The sequence below is a fragment of the Pseudomonas neuropathica genome (assembly GCF_015461835.1).
GTDB classification, from domain to species: Bacteria; Pseudomonadota; Gammaproteobacteria; order Pseudomonadales; family Pseudomonadaceae; genus Aquipseudomonas; species Aquipseudomonas neuropathica.
This window is the reverse complement of record NZ_JACOPX010000016.1, coordinates 156,207-174,485: the sequence shown is the minus strand read 5'-3', so window position 1 is coordinate 174,485 and position 18,279 is coordinate 156,207. Positions and strand designations below refer to the sequence as shown.

17 protein-coding genes and 1 riboswitch are annotated in these 18,279 nt (G+C 60.5%); of the genes, 6 read left to right on the top strand and 11 right to left on the bottom strand.

The window, feature by feature from the left end; genetic code table 11:
* Window positions 1–131: 131 nt before the first annotated feature.
* The 3 genes from cpdA to H8F23_RS23030 form a co-directional block, all read right to left on the bottom strand.
* Complete coding sequence (cpdA, locus tag H8F23_RS23040) at window positions 132–947, bottom strand: 3',5'-cyclic-AMP phosphodiesterase (protein ID WP_194935881.1); 816 nt, start codon at window positions 945–947, stop codon at window positions 132–134.
* A 99-nt stretch (window positions 948–1,046) separates the two neighbouring features.
* Window positions 1,047–1,499: a DUF1249 domain-containing protein gene (locus H8F23_RS23035; protein ID WP_034151669.1), complete on the bottom strand. Its 453-nt coding sequence runs from the start codon at window positions 1,497–1,499 to the stop codon at window positions 1,047–1,049.
* A complete protein-coding gene (locus tag H8F23_RS23030; protein ID WP_034151670.1) occupies window positions 1,490–2,107 on the bottom strand; it encodes an NUDIX domain-containing protein in 618 nt (205 codons plus the stop codon). Before H8F23_RS23030 ends, H8F23_RS23035 begins: the two co-directional genes overlap by 10 nt.
* Before the next feature lie 228 nt (window positions 2,108–2,335).
* Between H8F23_RS23030 and H8F23_RS23025 the strand changes: the two genes are divergently transcribed.
* Window positions 2,336–3,082: an RsiV family protein gene (locus tag H8F23_RS23025; protein ID WP_194935880.1), complete on the top strand. Its 747-nt coding sequence runs from the start codon at window positions 2,336–2,338 to the stop codon at window positions 3,080–3,082.
* On the opposite strand, the gene cytX is transcribed toward H8F23_RS23025, so the two are convergent.
* Window positions 3,051–4,343: a putative hydroxymethylpyrimidine transporter CytX gene (gene cytX / locus H8F23_RS23020; protein ID WP_194935879.1), complete on the bottom strand. Its 1,293-nt coding sequence runs from the start codon at window positions 4,341–4,343 to the stop codon at window positions 3,051–3,053. The genes H8F23_RS23025 and cytX overlap by 32 nt on opposite strands.
* 159 nt (window positions 4,344–4,502) lie before the next feature.
* Window positions 4,503–6,392, bottom strand: a complete 1,890-nt coding sequence (gene thiC, locus H8F23_RS23015) for a phosphomethylpyrimidine synthase ThiC (RefSeq protein WP_194935878.1) — start codon at window positions 6,390–6,392, stop codon at window positions 4,503–4,505.
* 146 nt (window positions 6,393–6,538) lie between these two features.
* A riboswitch (TPP riboswitch) is annotated at window positions 6,539–6,644 on the bottom strand.
* Between the two features lie 206 nt (window positions 6,645–6,850).
* On the opposite strand from thiC, the gene H8F23_RS23010 reads away from it, so the two are divergent.
* Window positions 6,851–8,284, top strand: coding sequence for a TolC family outer membrane protein (locus H8F23_RS23010; RefSeq protein WP_093430148.1), 1,434 nt, complete (start codon window positions 6,851–6,853; stop codon window positions 8,282–8,284).
* Window positions 8,285–8,375: 91 nt separating this feature from the next.
* On the opposite strand, the gene waaA is transcribed toward H8F23_RS23010, so the two are convergent.
* Window positions 8,376–9,650, bottom strand: coding sequence for a lipid IV(A) 3-deoxy-D-manno-octulosonic acid transferase (gene waaA / locus H8F23_RS23005; protein ID WP_194935877.1), 1,275 nt, complete (start codon window positions 9,648–9,650; stop codon window positions 8,376–8,378).
* 11 nt (window positions 9,651–9,661) lie between these two features.
* A complete protein-coding gene (locus H8F23_RS23000) occupies window positions 9,662–10,558 on the bottom strand; it encodes a LysR family transcriptional regulator (protein ID WP_093430146.1) in 897 nt (298 codons plus the stop codon).
* A 110-nt stretch (window positions 10,559–10,668) separates the two neighbouring features.
* Between H8F23_RS23000 and H8F23_RS22995 the strand changes: the two genes are divergently transcribed.
* The 4 genes from H8F23_RS22995 (at window position 10,669) to H8F23_RS22980 (ending at window position 14,174) form a co-directional block, all read left to right on the top strand.
* Window positions 10,669–11,001, top strand: a complete 333-nt coding sequence (locus H8F23_RS22995) for a DMT family transporter (protein ID WP_007915730.1) — start codon at window positions 10,669–10,671, stop codon at window positions 10,999–11,001.
* A 194-nt stretch (window positions 11,002–11,195) separates the two neighbouring features.
* Complete coding sequence (locus tag H8F23_RS22990; protein ID WP_194935876.1) at window positions 11,196–12,371, top strand: NAD(P)/FAD-dependent oxidoreductase; 1,176 nt, start codon at window positions 11,196–11,198, stop codon at window positions 12,369–12,371.
* A complete protein-coding gene (locus H8F23_RS22985) occupies window positions 12,368–13,180 on the top strand; it encodes an aldo/keto reductase (protein ID WP_194935875.1) in 813 nt (270 codons plus the stop codon). The genes H8F23_RS22990 and H8F23_RS22985 overlap by 4 nt, the downstream gene beginning before the upstream one ends.
* Before the next feature lie 31 nt (window positions 13,181–13,211).
* Window positions 13,212–14,174 (top strand): metal ABC transporter ATPase, encoded by a 963-nt coding sequence (locus H8F23_RS22980; RefSeq protein WP_093430143.1) that lies wholly within the window; start codon window positions 13,212–13,214, stop codon window positions 14,172–14,174.
* A 4-nt stretch (window positions 14,175–14,178) separates the two neighbouring features.
* On the opposite strand, the gene H8F23_RS22975 is transcribed toward H8F23_RS22980, so the two are convergent.
* From H8F23_RS22975 to hldE, 4 genes are all read right to left on the bottom strand, one after another.
* On the bottom strand, window positions 14,179–14,979 hold the full coding sequence (locus H8F23_RS22975; RefSeq protein ID WP_194935874.1) for a hypothetical protein: 801 nt from the start codon (window positions 14,977–14,979) through the stop codon (window positions 14,179–14,181).
* 58 nt (window positions 14,980–15,037) lie between these two features.
* Window positions 15,038–15,745 carry a hypothetical protein gene (locus H8F23_RS22970; protein WP_194935873.1) on the bottom strand — a complete coding sequence of 236 codons (708 nt, stop codon included), beginning with the start codon at window positions 15,743–15,745 and terminating at the stop codon, window positions 15,038–15,040.
* Window positions 15,746–16,720, bottom strand: a complete 975-nt coding sequence (locus tag H8F23_RS22965) for a glycosyltransferase family protein (RefSeq protein WP_095047266.1) — start codon at window positions 16,718–16,720, stop codon at window positions 15,746–15,748.
* 130 nt (window positions 16,721–16,850) lie between these two features.
* Window positions 16,851–18,272: a bifunctional D-glycero-beta-D-manno-heptose-7-phosphate kinase/D-glycero-beta-D-manno-heptose 1-phosphate adenylyltransferase HldE gene (hldE, locus tag H8F23_RS22960; RefSeq protein ID WP_093430139.1), complete on the bottom strand. Its 1,422-nt coding sequence runs from the start codon at window positions 18,270–18,272 to the stop codon at window positions 16,851–16,853.
* Window positions 18,273–18,279 lie beyond the last annotated feature (7 nt).

Sequence of the window (18,279 nt, the reverse complement as noted above, 5' to 3'; positions counted from 1 at the left end):
TTGCAGCCACTGTTTAGGCAGGCTTGAAAGCGGCGCCAAACGCGTTTCAAGCCTGTAAAGGTGTAAACGATGTCCCCGGTCTAATTTGTAAAGGATGTACCGGTCTCTACAGTGAGGGGCTTTTGATTCGATCAGTAGCCTTCGGATCCGTAATCGACGGTGAAGGCGAATCCAGTCACGCGTTCCACACCGGTTTCCAACCGCCCATCCGGCAACAACCGCAACCAGCGATACCCAGGCGCCTGCTCCCCCACCCTGAAATCCTCACTCCCCGGCTCAAACTGAATGCACGTCGAAGGCGAAGCCATTAACCGTACGCCGTTGCGATCGCAGTCGATCTCCTGATGCACATGCCCCCACAACACCGCCCGGGCCTGCGGAAAACGATCCAGCACTTCGAAAAATGCCTCGGGATTGCGCAAACCGATCGGCTCCATCCACGCACAACCAATCGACACCGGATGATGGTGAAAGCACACCAGGTGATGGCGCTCCGGCGCTTCGCTCAGCGAACGGACCAGCAGTTGCAATTGATCGTCCTGCAGGAACCCCGGCACCGAACCCGGCACCGCCGAATCCAGCAAAGTCACCCGCCAGTTGCCGATATCGACCACTGGCTCCAGCAGCGGACTTTGCACGGCGGCCTGGGCCATGATCATCGGCTCATCATGATTACCGGGAATCCAGCGCGCCGGGGCAGTGATTTGGGCGCTCATCTGGCGAAACTGCTGGTACGACTCCAGCGTGCCGTCTTGCGAGATATCACCGGTGGCCAGGATCAGATCGATCTGCGGCTGTTGTTCCAGCACCAACTCGATGACCTTTTGCAGGCTTTCACGGGTGTTCATGCCCAGCAGCGTGCCGTCCGTTTCAGCAAACAGATGGCTGTCGGACAACTGCACCAGCAGCGCCGTATCGGCGGTGGTCAACGTGGATACGCTCGGCAAGGCGCTCTCCCAGGGCAAAAGCACGGAATCGATCAAGTGCGGCAATTATGCTGGGGGATCAGGGAAAGAGGAAACCGCCGAACCGGACGCAGTTCACAACTAGCGTACGACTTCGTACTCATGCCCCAACGCCAGACAGTGACTCAACCATTCCCCCAGGAACAGATTGAGCTGAGCCTTTTCATCCGGCTGATGCATCGCGGCGTTCGGGTAAGGATAGATGCCGCGAAAGCGTCGTGCATGTTCGGCGCTGACCACTTCGGCCATGCGCGCGTCGTGATAGACCTGCACTTCGAGCTGCGGCACCGGCAGCCACGGCAGGCTGTGTTCCTGGCGCACTTGCAAGGTGGTGGTGTACGGGCAGGTTTGCAGCACTTCGAGGGCCAGCACGCCGAGCATCTGCTCGCCCTGGGTCACGGCGATGCGCCGCGCCTCAGGCTCGTTGCGCATGTCTGGCACTAGTCGCATCAGGCGCGCGTAGTTGGCCTCGCAGGCGGCTTGCAGCCCCACGAGGTCGACTCGATAGCGATCGCGCAATTTGTTTACGACCATAACCCCCTCACTTCGGCGCGGTTCAGCGCCAGCCACTGCAAAGCGATGATGCTCGCCGCATTGGCAATGCGTCCGTCACGGACGGCCTGCAAGGCATCTTCAAAGGCCCAGACCGTGACGCGGATATCTTCTGCCTCTTCTTCCAGGCCATGCAGGCCGCCAACGCCGTCAGTGCTGCAACGCCCCAGATACAAATGCACGAACTCGTTGCTGCCGCCCGGCGACGGGAAATATTTGGTCATCGGCCACAAGGCCTTGATGTCCAGCCCAGCTTCCTCCTGCGCCTCGCGGTGAGCAACTTCTTCCGGTTGTTCATCCTTGTCGATCAGACCAGCGACCAATTCGACCAGCCACGGATTGTCGGTCTTGCCCATGGCGCCGACGCGGAACTGCTCGATCAACACCACTTCGTCGCGCTGTGGATCGTAGGGCAGCATGCACACGGCATCGTGACGCACAAACACTTCACGGTTGATCTCGCGGCTCATGCCACCGGCGAACAATTCATGGCGCAGGTGCAAACGATCGAGTTTGTAAAAACCCTCGTAGCAGCGCTCGCGTCGCACGACGTCGACAGTGGTCGGAATGGCGTTGGCAAAATCAGTCATGAGCATCCTCTTTACTGCAGATCCATTACGAGGTTGCTGTTGGTGACTGGCAACCTCGACTTCGCGCCATCCTAACGCGCCCGAACGGTTTGATGCAGCCCCTTTACCGTCAGCGGGATGGACGGTGGAGGCGAAACCCACTCTAATTAGCTTAGTGGCGAACTGACTGCTTCTGCGAGAGTCGAAGCGGATATCTTTTTGCCTTCCCCTGCTTTCGAAAGGACGCCCATGTCGCTTTTCAAAATTGCCTCCGTGGCCGCCATCGCCCTGACCCTCGGCGCGTGCGCAAGCCTGTTCCAGCCCAACTACCGCACACCGCTGGAAACCACCCGCGATGCATCGGAACAACTGAAACCGGGCTGTTCCAACCCGGATTGCCCGCTGGTGAACATCGACACCCTGCGCTTCCCGGCCGAACCTGCGCTGGACGGCATCATCGAAACACGCCTGCTGCAAATGACCCGCACCGAGAAAAACGCCCCGGTAGCGCCAACCCTGGCGGCTTATCGCGATCAGTTTCTGGCCAGCGCCGGCCCGCGCAACAGCAGCTACCTGCAAGCAAAAGTACGCGAGCAGCATGACGGCTTGGTGATCATCGAACTCTCAAGCTACCTCGACACCGGCGGCGCCCATGGCACCCCGGGTCGCGGTTTCATCAACTATTCGCGCCAGCAGCACAAGGTGCTGAACCTGTCCGACATGTTGATGCCGGGTCAGGAAGAGGCGTTCTGGAAAGCGGCGCAGGTCGCGCACAACAGCTGGTTGATCAGCACCAAGCTCGATCAGGAGCCTGAGTTCGTGGCGAACTGGCCGTTCGTGAAAACCCCAAACGTGGCGCTGACTTATGGTGGTGTGATCCTCAAGTACGACGTGACCACCATTGCGCCTTACGCGCTGGGCCACGTCGAACTGAAGATTCCTTATCCGCGTCTGAACGGCATTCTCAAGCCCGAGCTGTTTCCCGGCCGTAACTGAAAGCCCGGCCCAGCACTAGCTGCAACAGCCCTGCCAGGACCAGCGCCGGCAGGGTTGCGCCGACATCCGGATACAGATTCGCCAGCAAGTGGTAGGTGCTCACGCCACCCAGCCACGCCAACAACGCCGGCCAGCGCAATGCGGCTGACGCGACCTGAGCACTGCGCTTGCGCAGGATGAAGTGATCGACCAGCACCACGCCGAACAGCGGCGCAAACACCGAACCGATCAGCAACAGGAAATTCTGGTACTGCGCCAACGGCGCCAGCAGTGCGATCAGCGTGCAGATCACGCCGATGGCCAAGGCCAGATGTTCGACTTTCAGGCGCAACAGAATCCCGCTGGAAACCGCCGCCGAGTGAATGTCGGCGAAGGCATTTTCCGACTCATCGAGCAGAATCAGCAGCAGCGGAATGCCCAGACCGGCACCGGCCAATGCCAGCAGCAGCGCATTGACTTCACCGCTTGGCGCGAAGGCCAGGGTGTAGGCAACGCCGAGGCTCATCAGCCAGAAGTTGCCGATGAAGAAACCGACCGCAGTACCGCCGAAAACATTCTTCGCCCGCTTGCCGAAACGCGAGTAGTCGGCGATCAGCGGCAGCCATGACAGCGGCATTGCAATCGCAATGTCGAAGCCCACGGCGAACGGCATCGAACCGTCACCGGCGCGCGACCAGAGATCGTCCAGATCGGCTTTGGCGAACAGGTTCCAGGTCAGCCAGAGGCACGCCGCCAGTAACAGCCAGATGCCCCACTTGCGCAGAATCTGCCGGACGAAAGTCAGCGGCCCGCTGACCGCGAGCAAGGTCGCCAGCGCGCCGAAAAACAGCGTCCACAACAGCGGGTTCGACCACAGCGAACCTTCGCTGAACGCGCGGGTACCGAGCAGGCTGGCCGCATCGCGCATGACGATAATTTCGAACGAGCCCCAACCGATCAGTTGCAGCAGATTGAGCAACGCCGGCAGGCTCGCGCCTTTGCTGCCCAGGCTCAGTTTCAGCGCGGCCATCGACGACAGGCCGGTATCGCTGCCGATCACGCCGACGGCGGCCAGCAACAGTACGCCGACCAGCGTGCCGAGGAAAATCGCCAGCAGTGAACCGGACAAGCCCAGGCCAGACGCGAGTAATGCGCCGGTCTGCAAAACCATCAGGCCGATGCCGAGGGAGAACCACAGGGAAAACAGATCGCGACCGCCGAACACACGCTTGTCGGCGGGTACGGCGAGGTCGGGAGAATAGGTGCTGGGTTGAATGCTCAAGGGTGTTATCTCGGAGGAGTATTTTTTTCATTGAAATCTCAGGTGTCTGTTCTGACGCCTTCGCGAGCAAGCTCGCTCCCACAGTTGAAATGCATTCCAATGTGGGAGCGAGCTTGCTCGCGAAGGGTCCATCACAGGCACCATCAATGTCAGGTCAGATCAAACCTTTTTGTACAGCTGACTGCCTTCCTTCTTGAACCGCTCGGCCTGTTCCGCCAGGCCTTGGGCGACGTCCACGTCGACCGCGTCGATCCGCTGGTTGGCCGCGTATTCGCGGACTTCCTGAGTGATCTTCATCGAGCAGAATTTCGGCCCGCACATCGAACAGAAGTGCGCGACCTTGGCCGAATCCTTCGGCAGGGTTTCATCGTGATACGAACGCGCAGTGTCCGGGTCCAGACCGAGGTTGAACTGGTCTTCCCAACGGAACTCAAAGCGCGCCTTGCTCAAGGCGTTGTCGCGAATCTGTGCGCCAGGATGTCCTTTGGCCAAGTCCGCTGCGTGGGCGGCGATCTTGTAGGTGATGATCCCGGTCTTCACGTCATCCTTGTTCGGCAGGCCCAGGTGTTCTTTTGGCGTCACGTAGCAAAGCATCGCGCAACCGAACCAGCCGATCATTGCCGCACCGATACCCGAGGTGATGTGGTCGTAGCCCGGCGCGATGTCGGTGGTCAGTGGGCCGAGGGTGTAGAACGGCGCCTCGTCGCAGCACTCCAGCTGCTTGTCCATGTTCTCCTTGATCAACTGCATCGGCACGTGGCCCGGGCCTTCGATCATGGTTTGCACGTCGTGCTTCCAGGCGATCTTGGTCAGTTCGCCGAGGGTTTCCAGTTCGCCGAATTGCGCGGCATCGTTGGCGTCGGCAATCGAACCCGGACGCAAGCCATCACCCAGCGAGAAGCTGACGTCATAGGCTTTCATGATTTCGCAGATTTCTTCGAAATGCGTGTAGGCGAAGTTTTCCTTGTGATGCGCCAGGCACCACTTGGCCATGATCGAACCACCACGGGAAACGATACCGGTCACACGTTTGGCGGTCAGCGGCACGTAGCGCAGCAACACGCCGGCGTGAATGGTGAAGTAGTCGACGCCCTGCTCGGCCTGCTCGATCAGCGTGTCGCGGAACAGCTCCCAGGTCAGGTCTTCGGCCGCGCCGCCGACTTTTTCCAGCGCCTGATAGATCGGCACCGTGCCGATCGGCACCGGCGAATTGCGGATGATCCACTCGCGGGTTTCGTGAATGTGCTTGCCGGTGGACAAGTCCATGATGTTGTCCGCGCCCCAGCGAATGCCCCAGGTCAGTTTCGCCACTTCTTCTTCGATGGACGAACCCAGCGCGCTGTTGCCGATATTGCCGTTGATCTTCACCAGGAAGTTACGGCCGATGATCATCGGTTCCAGTTCGGTGTGGTTGATGTTGGCCGGAATGATTGCGCGGCCACGGGCGATCTCTTCACGGACGAATTCAGGGGTGATGATTTTCGGCACGCTGGCGCCGAAGCTGTGCCCCGGGTGTTGCTGATCCAGCAGGCCGGCGGCGCGGGCCACCTCAAGCTTCATGTTTTCGCGGATGGCGACGAATTCCATCTCGGGCGTGATGATGCCCTGACGCGCGTAGTGCATCTGCGTGACATTGCCACCGGCCTTGGCGCGGCGCGGGTTGTTGACGTGGGCAAAACGCAGTTTGGTCAATTCCGGATCAGCGAGGCGCTCGCGACCGAAGTTGGAACTCAGGCCCGCCAGGCGCTCGGTGTCGCCACGGTCATCGATCCACGCCGAACGCACGTCGGCCAGGCCTTTGCGCACGTCGATCACCACGTTCGGATCGGTGTACGGACCTGAGGTGTCGTACACGGTGACCGGCGCGTTGATTTCGCCGCCGAAATCGGTCGGCGTCACGTCGAGGGTGATTTCGCGCATCGGCACGCGGATGTCCGGGCGCGAGCCCTGAACGTAGACTTTTTGCGAACGGGTGAACGGTTTGACCGATTGTTCATCGACCTTGGCCGAGTCACTCAGGTTGATCGCGTTTTTTGATTTTGTCGTCATCACGGGCTCTCCAGACAGCATCCAGGCAGTGGATTGTCGGAGCAGAACCTGAAAGGCACGGACGCACCAGGACCGGTGCTGTGCCTCGTCGTCGAGCGTTCGATTGTCGAACAATTTCCCGGACGAAGCACAAGAGGACTCGCCGGGTGACGAGAAATCTTGTTCCCTACGCAGGCGCTAACCTGATCAGGTTCAACGGGATCCGAAATTATTCGATCTCAGCCTCATAGCAAGGCACCCCGACAAGAACCCGGCCAGTCTAGACACAACCGGCAAAGAACGCCAACACCGCAGCAAACACCATGATGAATGGCATAAATACAGGGGCTTGGCCGATTGTTGTGAGGCAAATGCACAACTACACTCGCTTTGCCCCGCCACGCCTTGACGCTGTGGGGCCTGCGCCTTACCTTTGGCGCCCGGATTACTTCCATAATATTAATGCTAGGGATCGCCTCATGCTGCGCAAACTCTCACTGGCTCTTGCCGTGTCTTGTGCGTCCAACGCAATGGCCTGGGCAGCAGAAGCGCCCTTGTCGACCAAAACCGATCTGGTCAGCGTCTATCAGGAGGCGGTCGACAACAACGCCGACCTCGCCGCCGCCCGCGCGCAGTACGGCGCACAGAAAGAAGTGGTGCCACAAGCCCGCGCCGGTCTGCTGCCGAACCTGTCAGGCGGTGCTGAAGTGGCCAATGTGCGGACGTCGATCGATCAGCCCTCGGCCACTGCCAACCGCAGCGCTCACTCCTACCAGGCGACTCTGGCCCAGCCGTTGTTCCGCGCCGATCGCTGGTTCCAGTACCAGGCGGCCAAGGACGTCAACGAGCAAGCAGCGCTGCAACTGTCGGCGACCGAACAGAACCTGATCCTGCAATCGGCCGAAAGCTATTTCAACGTGCTGCGCAGCCAGGACAACCTCGCCTCGACCAAAGCTGAAGAGGCCGCGTTCAAGCGCCAGCTCGATCAGTCCAACGAACGCTTCGATGTCGGCCTGTCGGACAAGACCGATGTGCTGCAATCGCAAGCCAGCTACGACACCGCACGGGCCAACCGCATCGTTGCCCAGCGTCAGGTCGATGATGCCTTCGAAGCGCTGATCACCCTGACCAACCGCCAGTACAACTCGATTCAGGGCATCGTCCACACGCTGCCGATCCTGCCGCCAGCGCCGAACGACGCCAAGGCGTGGGTTGATACCGCGGCGAAACAGAACCTCAATCTGCTGGCGAGCAACTTCGCCGTCAGCTCCGCCGAGCAGACCCTCAAGCAGCGCAAAGCCGGCCACTTGCCGACCCTCGATGCCGTAGCCAAATACGAAAAAGGCGACAACGACGCCCTCGGCTTTTCCAACCCGAACGCCTTTGGCGTGCCGTACCGTGACAATGTCGAGCAGAGCACGGTCGGCCTGCAACTGAACATCCCGATCTACAGCGGCGGGCTGACCAGCTCGCAAGTGCGCCAGTCTTATGAGCAACTGAATCAGAGCGAACAGCAGCGCGAATCCTTGCGTCGGCAGATCGTCGAGAACACCCGCAACCTGCACCGCGCGGTGAACACCGACGTCGAGCAGGTGCAGGCGCGTCGCCAGTCGATCATTTCCAACCAGAGTGCGGTGGAAGCCACGGAAATCGGTTATCAGGTCGGTACGCGCAACATCGTCGACGTGCTCGATGCGCAGCGCCAGCTGTACACCTCGGTGCGCAACTACAACAACACGCGTTATGACTACATCCTCGACAACCTGCGCTTGAAGCAGGCGGCGGGAACGTTGAATCCGGGGGATCTGGAAGATCTGCGGCGTTATCTGAAAGCCGACTACAACCCGGACAAGGACTTCCTGCCGCCGGATCTGGCCAAAGCGGCCGAAGCGCAGCTCAAGGCCCGGCCTTAAGCCTTAAAAACAAAAGATCGCAGCGTGCCGCAGCGCCTACAGGAAAATACATTCCAATGTAGGAGCTGCGGCACGCTGCGATCTTTTTGCTTTACTTGATCAGTCGGCCCAAACCATCCAGCAAACGCTGCAATGCGCCTTGATTACGGCGCATCACCGCCAGCCCGGCGTCGGCCATACGCTGCGCATCGCGCGGCAGCTCAAACAGCCGCTGCACTTCCACCGCCAGCCCTTCGGCATCATCGACCTCGGCCAACGCTCCGGCTTCGCGCAATTGCGCGGCGATGTCGAGGAAGTTGAACAGGTGCGGGCCGCTGATCACCGGTTTGGCCAAGGCTGCCGGCTCCAGCAGATTGTGCCCACCATTGGCCACCAGGCTGCCGCCGACAAACGCGCTGTCCGCCAAGGCATAGAGAAACAGCAACTCGCCCATGGTGTCGCCGAGCAGCACGCTCGTCTGCGCATCGACATTTGAGCCGGTCGACCGCCGCACCGTGGTAAAGCCTTCGCGCTGGCACAGTTCGAACACCGAGTTGAAACGTTCCGGGTGACGCGGCACCAGAATCAGCAACGCATCCGGGTGATTGGTCAGCAAGCGGCGATGGGCGTCAAGGATCACTTCGTCCTCGCCTTCATGGGTGCTGGCGGCAATCCACACCGGACGCTCCAGCGCCTGCCACTGGCCACGCAAGTCAGCGGCACGTTGCAGCAGTTGCAGGTCGATGGTCAGGTCGAACTTGATCGAGCCGGTGACCTCGACGGTTTCCGGGCGTGCACCGAGATCGCGGAAGCGCTGGGCTTCGGCTTCGGTCTGTACGGCGAACAAACTCATTTCGGCGAGCATCGGCGCGGTGAGTTTGCTAAAGCGGCCATAGCCGCGCGCCGAACGCTCGGACAAACGTCCATTGGCCAGCGCCACCGGAATACCGCGCTTGGCGCACTGATGAATGTGGTTGGGCCACAGCTCGGTTTCCATGATCACCGCAAGCTTGGGCTGAACGCGATCAAGAAAACGCGCCGCCGCACACGGCAAGTCGTAGGGCAGATAGCAATGCTGGATGCGCGGCTCATTGGCGAACAGCGCCTGAATCCGCTCCGAACCGGTCGGGGTCATGCAGGTCACGGTGATCGGCAGTTGTGGATAACGTTGTAGCAACGCACGGATCATCGGCGCCGCAGCAATGCTTTCGCCCACCGACACTGCGTGCACCCAGATGCCGCCGGGTTGCAGCGTCGGCATCCCGTAGGAGAAACGTTCGCCAATTCGCTTGGCATACGCCGGCGCCTTGCGCGCCCGCAGCCATAGCCGAATCGCCACCAATGGCAGTCCCAGGTAAAACAGCGCGGTGTACAGAGTTCTATTCATGGCGGCGGAGTTTATCGACTTTTGTCGCCGATCGCCCGCAAGTGCACGGCAAAACGTTCCGCCAGCCAACGCGCGGCCGGGCCGAGCGGTTCGTCGCGGCGCCAGACCAGTTCCACCACCAGTGCCGGCGGGGTCCATTCGCTGTCGAGTTCGACCATCAAGCCCTGATAGGCCGAGTACTGCACCACATGCCGGGGCAACCAGGCCCAGCCGAGGTCGCGCACCAGCCATTCGGACATCACGTAAAAACTGTCGGCGCGCCATACCTGCGGGCTGGCCGGCTCGTTGCCGGGATAGACACTGGTTTGCGTCGACATCAACAATTGCCGGTGCTGCGCCAGTTGCTGGCAGGTCACGTAAGACTGCTTCGCCAGCGGATGATTGATGCCGCAGACCGTGACCATTTCGACGCTGCCGAGTACCCGGCGCTCCAGCGCTTCGGGGATTTCATCGTGATAGAACAACAGGCCGAGGTCGGCACGACGCTCGACCAGTTTGCGTGCGACTTCGCCTTGCGCGGCGCTGGTCAGTTGCACTTCAAGACTGGGAAACTGCTCGGCCAGTTCACCGAAACTTTCCACCAGCGCCTGATAGGGCATCGCCTCATCCTGAGCCACGCGCAGTTGTGCTTCCTGGCCGCGCAGCATCGCCATCGCCCGACCGTTTAGGCGCTCGCATTGACGCAGGACTTCACGTGCCTCTTCCAACAGCGCTTCGCCCGCCTCGGTGAGCGTTGGCTGACGGCCGCTGCTACGCTCGAACAGGCTGACGCCCAGGTCATCTTCGAGCATGGCAATCGCGCTGCTGATCGCCGACTGCGCTTTACGCTGCTGGCGCGCCACGGCGGAAAACGAGCGGTGTTCGGCGACGTCGACAAACACCCGCAGTTGATCCAGATTCCACTGCATGCTGATTCACCAACCCATCTCTGTAGTAGATAGGTAATGACTTTACCCCATCTGGCGAATCACTAGAATGCCGCCTCAGCAAGCAACGTTTCACATTGAGGATTTGAACCATGAACGCCTACGCCTACCTGGCCATTGCCATCTGCGCCGAAGTGATTGCCACCGTGTCGATGAAAGCCGTCAAAGGCATCAGCACGCCGCTGCCGTTGGTGCTGGTTATCGTCGGCTACGCGATTGCGTTCTGGATGCTGACGCTGGTGGTGCGCACCGTTCCGGTCGGCGTGGCCTACGCGGTTTGGGCAGGAATGGGGATTGTGATGGTCAGCGTCGCGGCGCTGTTTATCTACGGGCAGAAACTGGATATCCCGGCGATGCTCGGGATGGCGTTGATCGTGCTGGGTGTCGTGGTGATCCAGCTGTTCTCCAAGACTGCCGGCCACTAACGACAAACACATTCCCTTGTAGGAGTGAGCCTGCTCGCGATAGCGGTCTTTCATTCAACACTTGTGTCGTCTGGTACACCGTCGCGAGCAGGCTCACTCCTACAGATTTGCGTTCAACCTGTTGATCATCGACAAATCCGCCCCTTTCCCGAGTCTGTATACTGCGCCCTCGTCTTGAACACTGAGGTCGCTGCATGCCATCCGTTATTTCCACCGACGTTCTGATTGTCGGCGCTGGTGTCGCCGGCCTCTGGCTGAATGCGCGTCTGCGCCGCCAGGGTTTTTCGACCGTGCTGGTGGAAAGCGCCAGCCTCGGCGGCGGGCAGAGTGTGAAGTCCCAAGGCATCATCCACGGCGGCGCCAAGTACGCGTTGCACGGCGCGCTGACTGGCGCCTCGGAAGCCATCGCCGACATGCCACGCCGCTGGCGTGAAGCGCTGGCCGGCAGTGGCGAGCTGGATCTGTCCGGCGTGCGCCTGCTGTCCGAGGCCCATTACCTGTGGTCGCCGGGTACTCTGGCGGGCAACCTCACCAGTTTCTTCGCCAGTAAGGCCGTGCGCGGCCGGGTCGACCAGGTCAAGGGCGAGCAATTGCCGCCGGCCCTGCAAGACAAACGCTTCAAGGGCAAGGTGTATCGCCTTGCCGAACTGGTGGTCGACGTACCGAGCCTGATCCAGCGCCTGGCCGATCTGGCCGGCGATGGCCTGCTCGCCGGGCAAACTATCGAGCCACTGCTGGAGGCCGGCGTGCTGGTCGGCCTGAAAGTCGATGGTCGCGAAATCCGCGCGCAACGCATTGTCCTCAGCGCCGGTGCCGGTACTGCCCAACTGCTCGAAGACCTCGGTTTGAGCCAGCCGGCCATGCAACGCCGCCCGCTGCACATGATCATCGCCAAAGGCCCAGGTCTGAAGCCGCTGTACGCCCACTGCCTGGGCGGCGGCACCAAACCGCGCATCACTGTGACCACGCATCCAGCCGCTGACGGCCAGTGGGTCTGGTACATGGGCGGCGACATCGCCGAAAGCGAAGGTGTGAACCGCGAGCCGGCCGAGCAGATTGCCACCGCGCAGAAAGAGATCGCGCAGTTGTTACCGTGGATCGACCTCAGCACTACGCAATGGGCGACCCTGCGGGTTGACCGTGCCGAGCCACTGCAAACCGGGCTGACGCGCCCGGACAACGCCTTCCTTGCCGAGCAAGGCCGCTTGCTGGTCGGCTGGCCGACCAAACTGGCGCTGGCACCGGACTTCGCTGACCGGGTGATCGCCGCACTGGAGCGCGACGGTATCCAGCCGCAAACCAGCGAGCCTTTACCGGCCCTGCCGAAACCACCGATGGGCATTCCCGCCTGGGAGCAACTGCTGCCATGACCATTGCCAGCCTGCATGACTTTCATCGCCCGCTGGGCAGCACCGGCCTGACGGTTTCGCCACTGGGCCTGGGCACGGTCAAACTCGGCCGTGACCAAGGGGTGAAATACCCCAACGGTTTTCAGATCCCCGGCGACGATGAAGCGCGGATGCTGCTGCGTCAGGCGCGGGAATTGGGCATCAACCTGATCGACACCGCCCCGGCCTACGGTCGCAGCGAAGAACGCCTTGGCCCGTTGCTACGCGGCCAACGACAAGACTGGGTGATCGTCAGCAAGGTCGGCGAAGAGTTTGCCGATGGCTTGTCGCACCACGACTTCAGCGCCGCGCACACGCGCATGTCCGTTGAGCGCAGCCTGCAACGTCTTGAAACCGATTTTATCGACCTGGTGCTGGTGCACTCCGACGGCAACGACATGGCGATCCTTGAGCACACTGAGGTGTACGCGACACTCGCGGCGCTCAAGGCCGAGGGCAAGATTCGCGGCTTCGGCTTCTCTGGCAAAACCGTCGAAGGTGGCTTGAAAGCTCTGGAGCAAGGCGACTGCGCGATGGTCACCTACAATCTGAACGAACAAAACGAGAAGGCTGTCATTGACTATGCTGCTGCCCACGGCAAAGCCATTCTGGTGAAAAAAGCCCTGGCCAGCGGTCACGTATGCCTCAGCCCGGGCGTGGACCCGGTGCGCGCCAGCTTCGAATTGCTGTTCGCGCAACCAGGCGTGGCCAGTGCTATTGTCGGGACGATCAATCCGCTGCACCTCGCCCACAACGTTGCGACCGTTGCCCAGGTCCTACGTGGTCACTGACGCCGCTTCGCGGCCTTAAGCAGGAGCCGATATGCCGCGCACGCTCATCAGAAAGAACCCGAGCAACTTCAAGACCCTGCCGTTGTACGTCGAAGCCACCCCCGAAGGTCTGACCTACCAGAGCGTCGGCATGCCGCTGAACTTTGCGCAGACCTTGCAGCGGCGTAAACCGGTGAGCGTGGCTGACACCGAGCGCTTCTCGCTGGAACTGGCCAACCTCGGGGTTTCCGTGCGCCTGACCCTGCATTGGCAGAATCGCGATTACTGGGTGCTGGTGCGCCAGCGCCGTCAGGATCGTGGCGACGTCGTGCTCAAATTGATTTCCGGTTACGTGCCGGCGCATGAACTGAATATTCCGCTACACACGGCCATTCAGGAAATTGCCGAAGAGTGTTTGCTGGAAACACCGGAAGGCTGGCTCGGTGGACGTTTCAACGACACCTGGCTGCCGGCGCCCTACTCCGCTGCACTGCATTATCGCGAAGCGCTGCCGTTTCGCCTGACCCCGTTGTCCGGCTCAGCGCGACCGATACGTAGCGCCAATCTGCAATTGCTCGAACGCCCACGGGCCTACGTGCATCTGCCGACCGCATCGCTGCAATTGATCTACGACTTGCGTCTGGATGTGCCCAAGGAAGCCAAGTCCCTGAGCCTGTTCCACGTCGACGAACGCCTGGAGGGTGATCAACTGGTGGCCCGACTCGACCGCAAACGGCCCGACCTGTACTTGATGCCACTCAAGGACGGCGCGCCATTGGCAGAGTTGTACACGCTCAAGCGCGACAAACTGGTACCGGCCAGCACCCGGGGTCTTTATCTGGCCGAGAGCTTTGCCACACAAACCGGCTGGGTTGTGCGCGAAGAGCGGATTCGCTGGAAGGACTGGTTGGTGCAGCAGGGCCTGCAACCGGCGAAAGCCCCGCGTCAGGGACTCAAGCAACTGAGTATCAAGGCGCTGCGACTGGTCGGTCTGGGCAAGAAAACCGGCAAATAACGGTTTAGCGGCGACGGTCCCACCAGGTACGCAACCCGGCGAAGAAATGAAAGTAGCGGTTTTCGCGCTTGCCCATGCCACGCTTGGGCGAGAACGATTCTTCGGCAAATGCACCGGTAATGCGCACCCGCGATGCCTGCGTCGGCAGCGTGCAGATTTTGGCATCGACCTGCTGCAGGGCATATTTGAGCAAGCGTTCGGAATGCAGCTTTCTGCCCGTTGCCTTGCAGAAATCGAAAATGCGCTCGATCCGCTTGCCGTACGCGACATACGTGTCGCGCCCGCACACGGCAAAACGGTCGTTCAAACCGCCCCACCATTGCCAGTCAGGAATATAAGCGTTGTGCTGGCGCACCTCAGGATGAGCGAAGATATAGCCAGGCAATGCGCTGTGAAAGAAATTGTCCGGACGCACGAACACGACGAAATCCGGTTTGAAGGATTCGATCATGGTGGTCACGGTGTGCAATGAGTTGAGCTGATAGATCAAATTGCGCAACGACGCATAGTCATCGGCCCAGGTGTCACCCTGAGCTTTGACCTGCTCGAAATCCCAGCGCTCCAGAACGCCCTCGGTCGAGGTAAGCGCGCCGGTCATCGATTCGAAAGGCTGGTAGTTGTCCGCCGCCAATTCGCCTTTCTCGCCGGATCGCGAGTTCTGCACCTCATCAATCTTGTACAGATGGTAGAAGCACTTTACGTCGCTGCCTGCAGGCAACTGCGCCAGCACATTCTGCTCGATGGAGGGGAAACAGATCGGCGAATTTCTCGGTATCCCGAAAAAAGCCACGGCAATTTTCAACACTCAACAGCACCTTTTGAAAGTAGTTCGGGCCTGCTGGCAACCGGACAGACGATGTCGCTTACTTCTGTCGAAACAGTTTTTGCCACCAGCGACGGGGTTGCAGCGGCACCACGATGATGTCCGACTTTTGCAGCCAGTCACGCTCATAGTCCCAGGCATGGCCGCCCCACAGTTTTCCTGCTTCGTTGGAAAACCCCAGGGTCATGAGCTGATAGTCATAACCGGCATGAGCGCGCAACCAGTCGAACAACACCAGCGTGTTGAAACCGGTAGAAGGCCCAACGTAGCGCTTGCCACCCGGGCGATCGACCGGGTAGTTCCACAGTGGCGGCAGTGGAATGCGATCCCAATACATGGCCACGCGTGGCAGGGGACACATTGGTGCGGCGCAGCCCACCAGCATGCTGAAACAACGTTCGCTCGCCTGCTCGAACATTTGCTGTACCGGCGGCGCGTAAGGCAGACCAAAAAAATACGCGTCCGGCGCGTTGTAGCCATGCACAAAGACATTGACGCTCTGCTTGTTGAGCAGCGCCGCTTTGATGCAGGTATTGAAGCTGACGACGACGTCATCGACGCCAATGTTCAGCGCCTGAAAGTCCGCCGCGGTGATGGCCGGGTTGTTGGCAATCAACACGACCCGGGGCGCGCGGTTCAGACAGTCGAGAAGCTCTGCGGGCAATGCCCCGAGAACGGACTGATCACCACCAGGCAGCGCATCCAGCGCCATGTGCTCGCCGGGTTGCGACGATAGATGATCCTTCATTCAGACTGGCACCTTCATCCCGTAACGCAGCTTCACCCAGAATCGCGTGAACGCCGAGGGCGGCTGCCATGGTCGCATCTCACGCTGGATTTCCGTGGCCAGTGCCTGACCGACACGGGCAAAGGAATAACGGCTTTGCGCGAACTCCTGGCCATTGCGGGCGATGCGCTCTGCCAGTTCCGGGTCGCTCTGCAGCAGCTGGATCTTTTCCACCGCTTCATCTTCGCTGCGGTAGAACACGGTGTTGTGCATGTCTTCAAAGCCGAGCAGACGGTCTTCTTCGCCCTGACTCCAGGCCAGCAGCACACAACCGCAGGCCATGGCTTCGTAGTTCTTGATCATGAACTCGTTCATGCCGATGTCGGCGCTGACGAAAATCCTGATGCGATTGAGCGTCTGCAGGTATTCCGCACCCGACTTGGTACGGGTCACCAGCATCCCGGTTCGCTGCGAGAGCGACTCGAGCATGGCTTTGCGCTCGGCATATTCGGTGCTTTTCAAGCTGCCAAGAAAACCGATGGGAATGTCCCGCTCGACGCCGGTATTGTGCAACATCTGCTCGTCATAACCTTTGGAGACGAACACCGTATCGATGCCTTCAGCAAGCATCTTGCGCGCGACCACGGCACCGGACACCAGCGCCCGGCAACTCGGCAGGCGACGGTAGAGCCGTGAATACACGCCGCGGTATTTACTCGCTGGCATGTAGTTCTGGTAGGCGTCGTGTTCGAGGAAGACCAGCCCGGGGATGCATTTGAGCACCTGCAGTTGCGTGGCCAGACGCTTGACCCGGGAGAAAATCACCACGCGATCGAAGGTCTGGTAATCGACCGAGGCCAGAAACGACCCCAGATTCAACTGCTGTTTTTTGCTCAAACGATAGATGAAACACTCATCACAGTTCTGCTGCACGATGTCGTAGAGCCGGTCGAGAATGACCCGCTGCTCGTCCATCACCAGGAGCATGACTTTCATAGGTTAATTGACCACGCGACGTAGGCAGGCAAGCGCATCGGATTCAAAGCTGCCTACATCAACGGAAACGGTAAAATCCCCAAGGCAAAATCCGTTCACACGCAGTACACAACGGTAAAAATTCATCTGATCAACGACTGCGGATCTTCTCGACAATCGCAGTTGTCGAGCTGTTTTCCACCAGTCCCAGCACCTTTACGGTACCGCCATAAGCAGTGACGATATCAGCGCCGACTACCTGATCGATGCCGTAATCGCCGCCCTTGACCAGCACGTCCGGTTTGACCTCACGCAGCAGGTTCTCCGGGGTGCCTTCAGGGAAACTGATCACCCAGTCCACAGCGCCGAGGCCGGCGAGAACCGCCATGCGTCGGTCAACACTGTTGATCGGGCGACCCGGGCCTTTGAGACGGCTGACCGAGGCATCATCGTTGACCGCGACAATCAGCCGGTCGCCCTGTGCCCGCGCCTGCTCCAGGTAGGTCACATGGCCGGCGTGGAGGATGTCGAAGCAGCCGTTGGTGAAGACGATCTTCTCGTTGTGCGCACGGGCATCGGCCACGGCGAGCAGCAACTGCTCCAGACCCAGGACACCCCGTTCAGAACCCTCCTCACGCTGAATGGCGCGACGCAGTTCCGGGGCGCTGATGGCGGCCGTACCGAGTTTGCCGACCACGATGCCGGCGGCCAGGTTGGCCAGTGCAACGGCGTGGGGCAGGTCTTCACCGGCGGCAATCGCTGCCGCCAGGGTGGAGATCACCGTGTCACCGGCACCGGTGACATCGAACACTTCACGGGCACGGGCCGGCAGGTGCAGCGCCGGCTGATCCGGACGCAGCAGGGTCATGCCATGTTCGCCGCGCGTTACCAGCAGCGCACCGAGTTCGAGGTCGTGCATCAGGGCGGCGCCCTTGCTCACCAGCTCATGCTCATCGACGCAACCGCCGACGATGGCTTCGAATTCGCTGAGATTGGGGGTGATCAGGCTGGCGCCGCGATAAATCGAGAAGTCCTTGCCCTTTGGATCGGCCAGCACCGGAATGTTCTTCGCGCGGGCGGCCTGGATCAGCGCCTGATGGTTTTTCAGGGCGCCTTTGCCGTAATCGGAGAGCACCAGCACCTTGATGCCTTCGAGCAGGTCGTCGACCTGCGAACCAAGGGCCAGGGCGTCGGTGGCGAACGGCTCTTCAAAGTCGATACGCAGCAGTTGCTGGTGCCGGCTCATGACCCGCAGCTTGACGATGGTTGGCTGGTGCGCGATGCGCTGGAACAGAGCGCGTACGCCCGCGCCTTTGAGACTGTTGCTCAGGCTGTCGGCGGCTTCGTCATCGCCGGTCACACCGACCAGCGACGCCGGCGCACCCAGCGCGGCAATGTTCAAGGCAACGTTCGCGGCACCGCCCGGACGGTCTTCGATCTGCTCGACCTTAACGACCGGCACCGGCGCCTCAGGGGAAATCCGTGAGGTTCCGCCATGCCAGTAACGGTCGAGCATGACATCGCCGACTACCAAGACCGGGGCTTGATCGAAACGCGGCATGGACAACTTCATGGAGCAA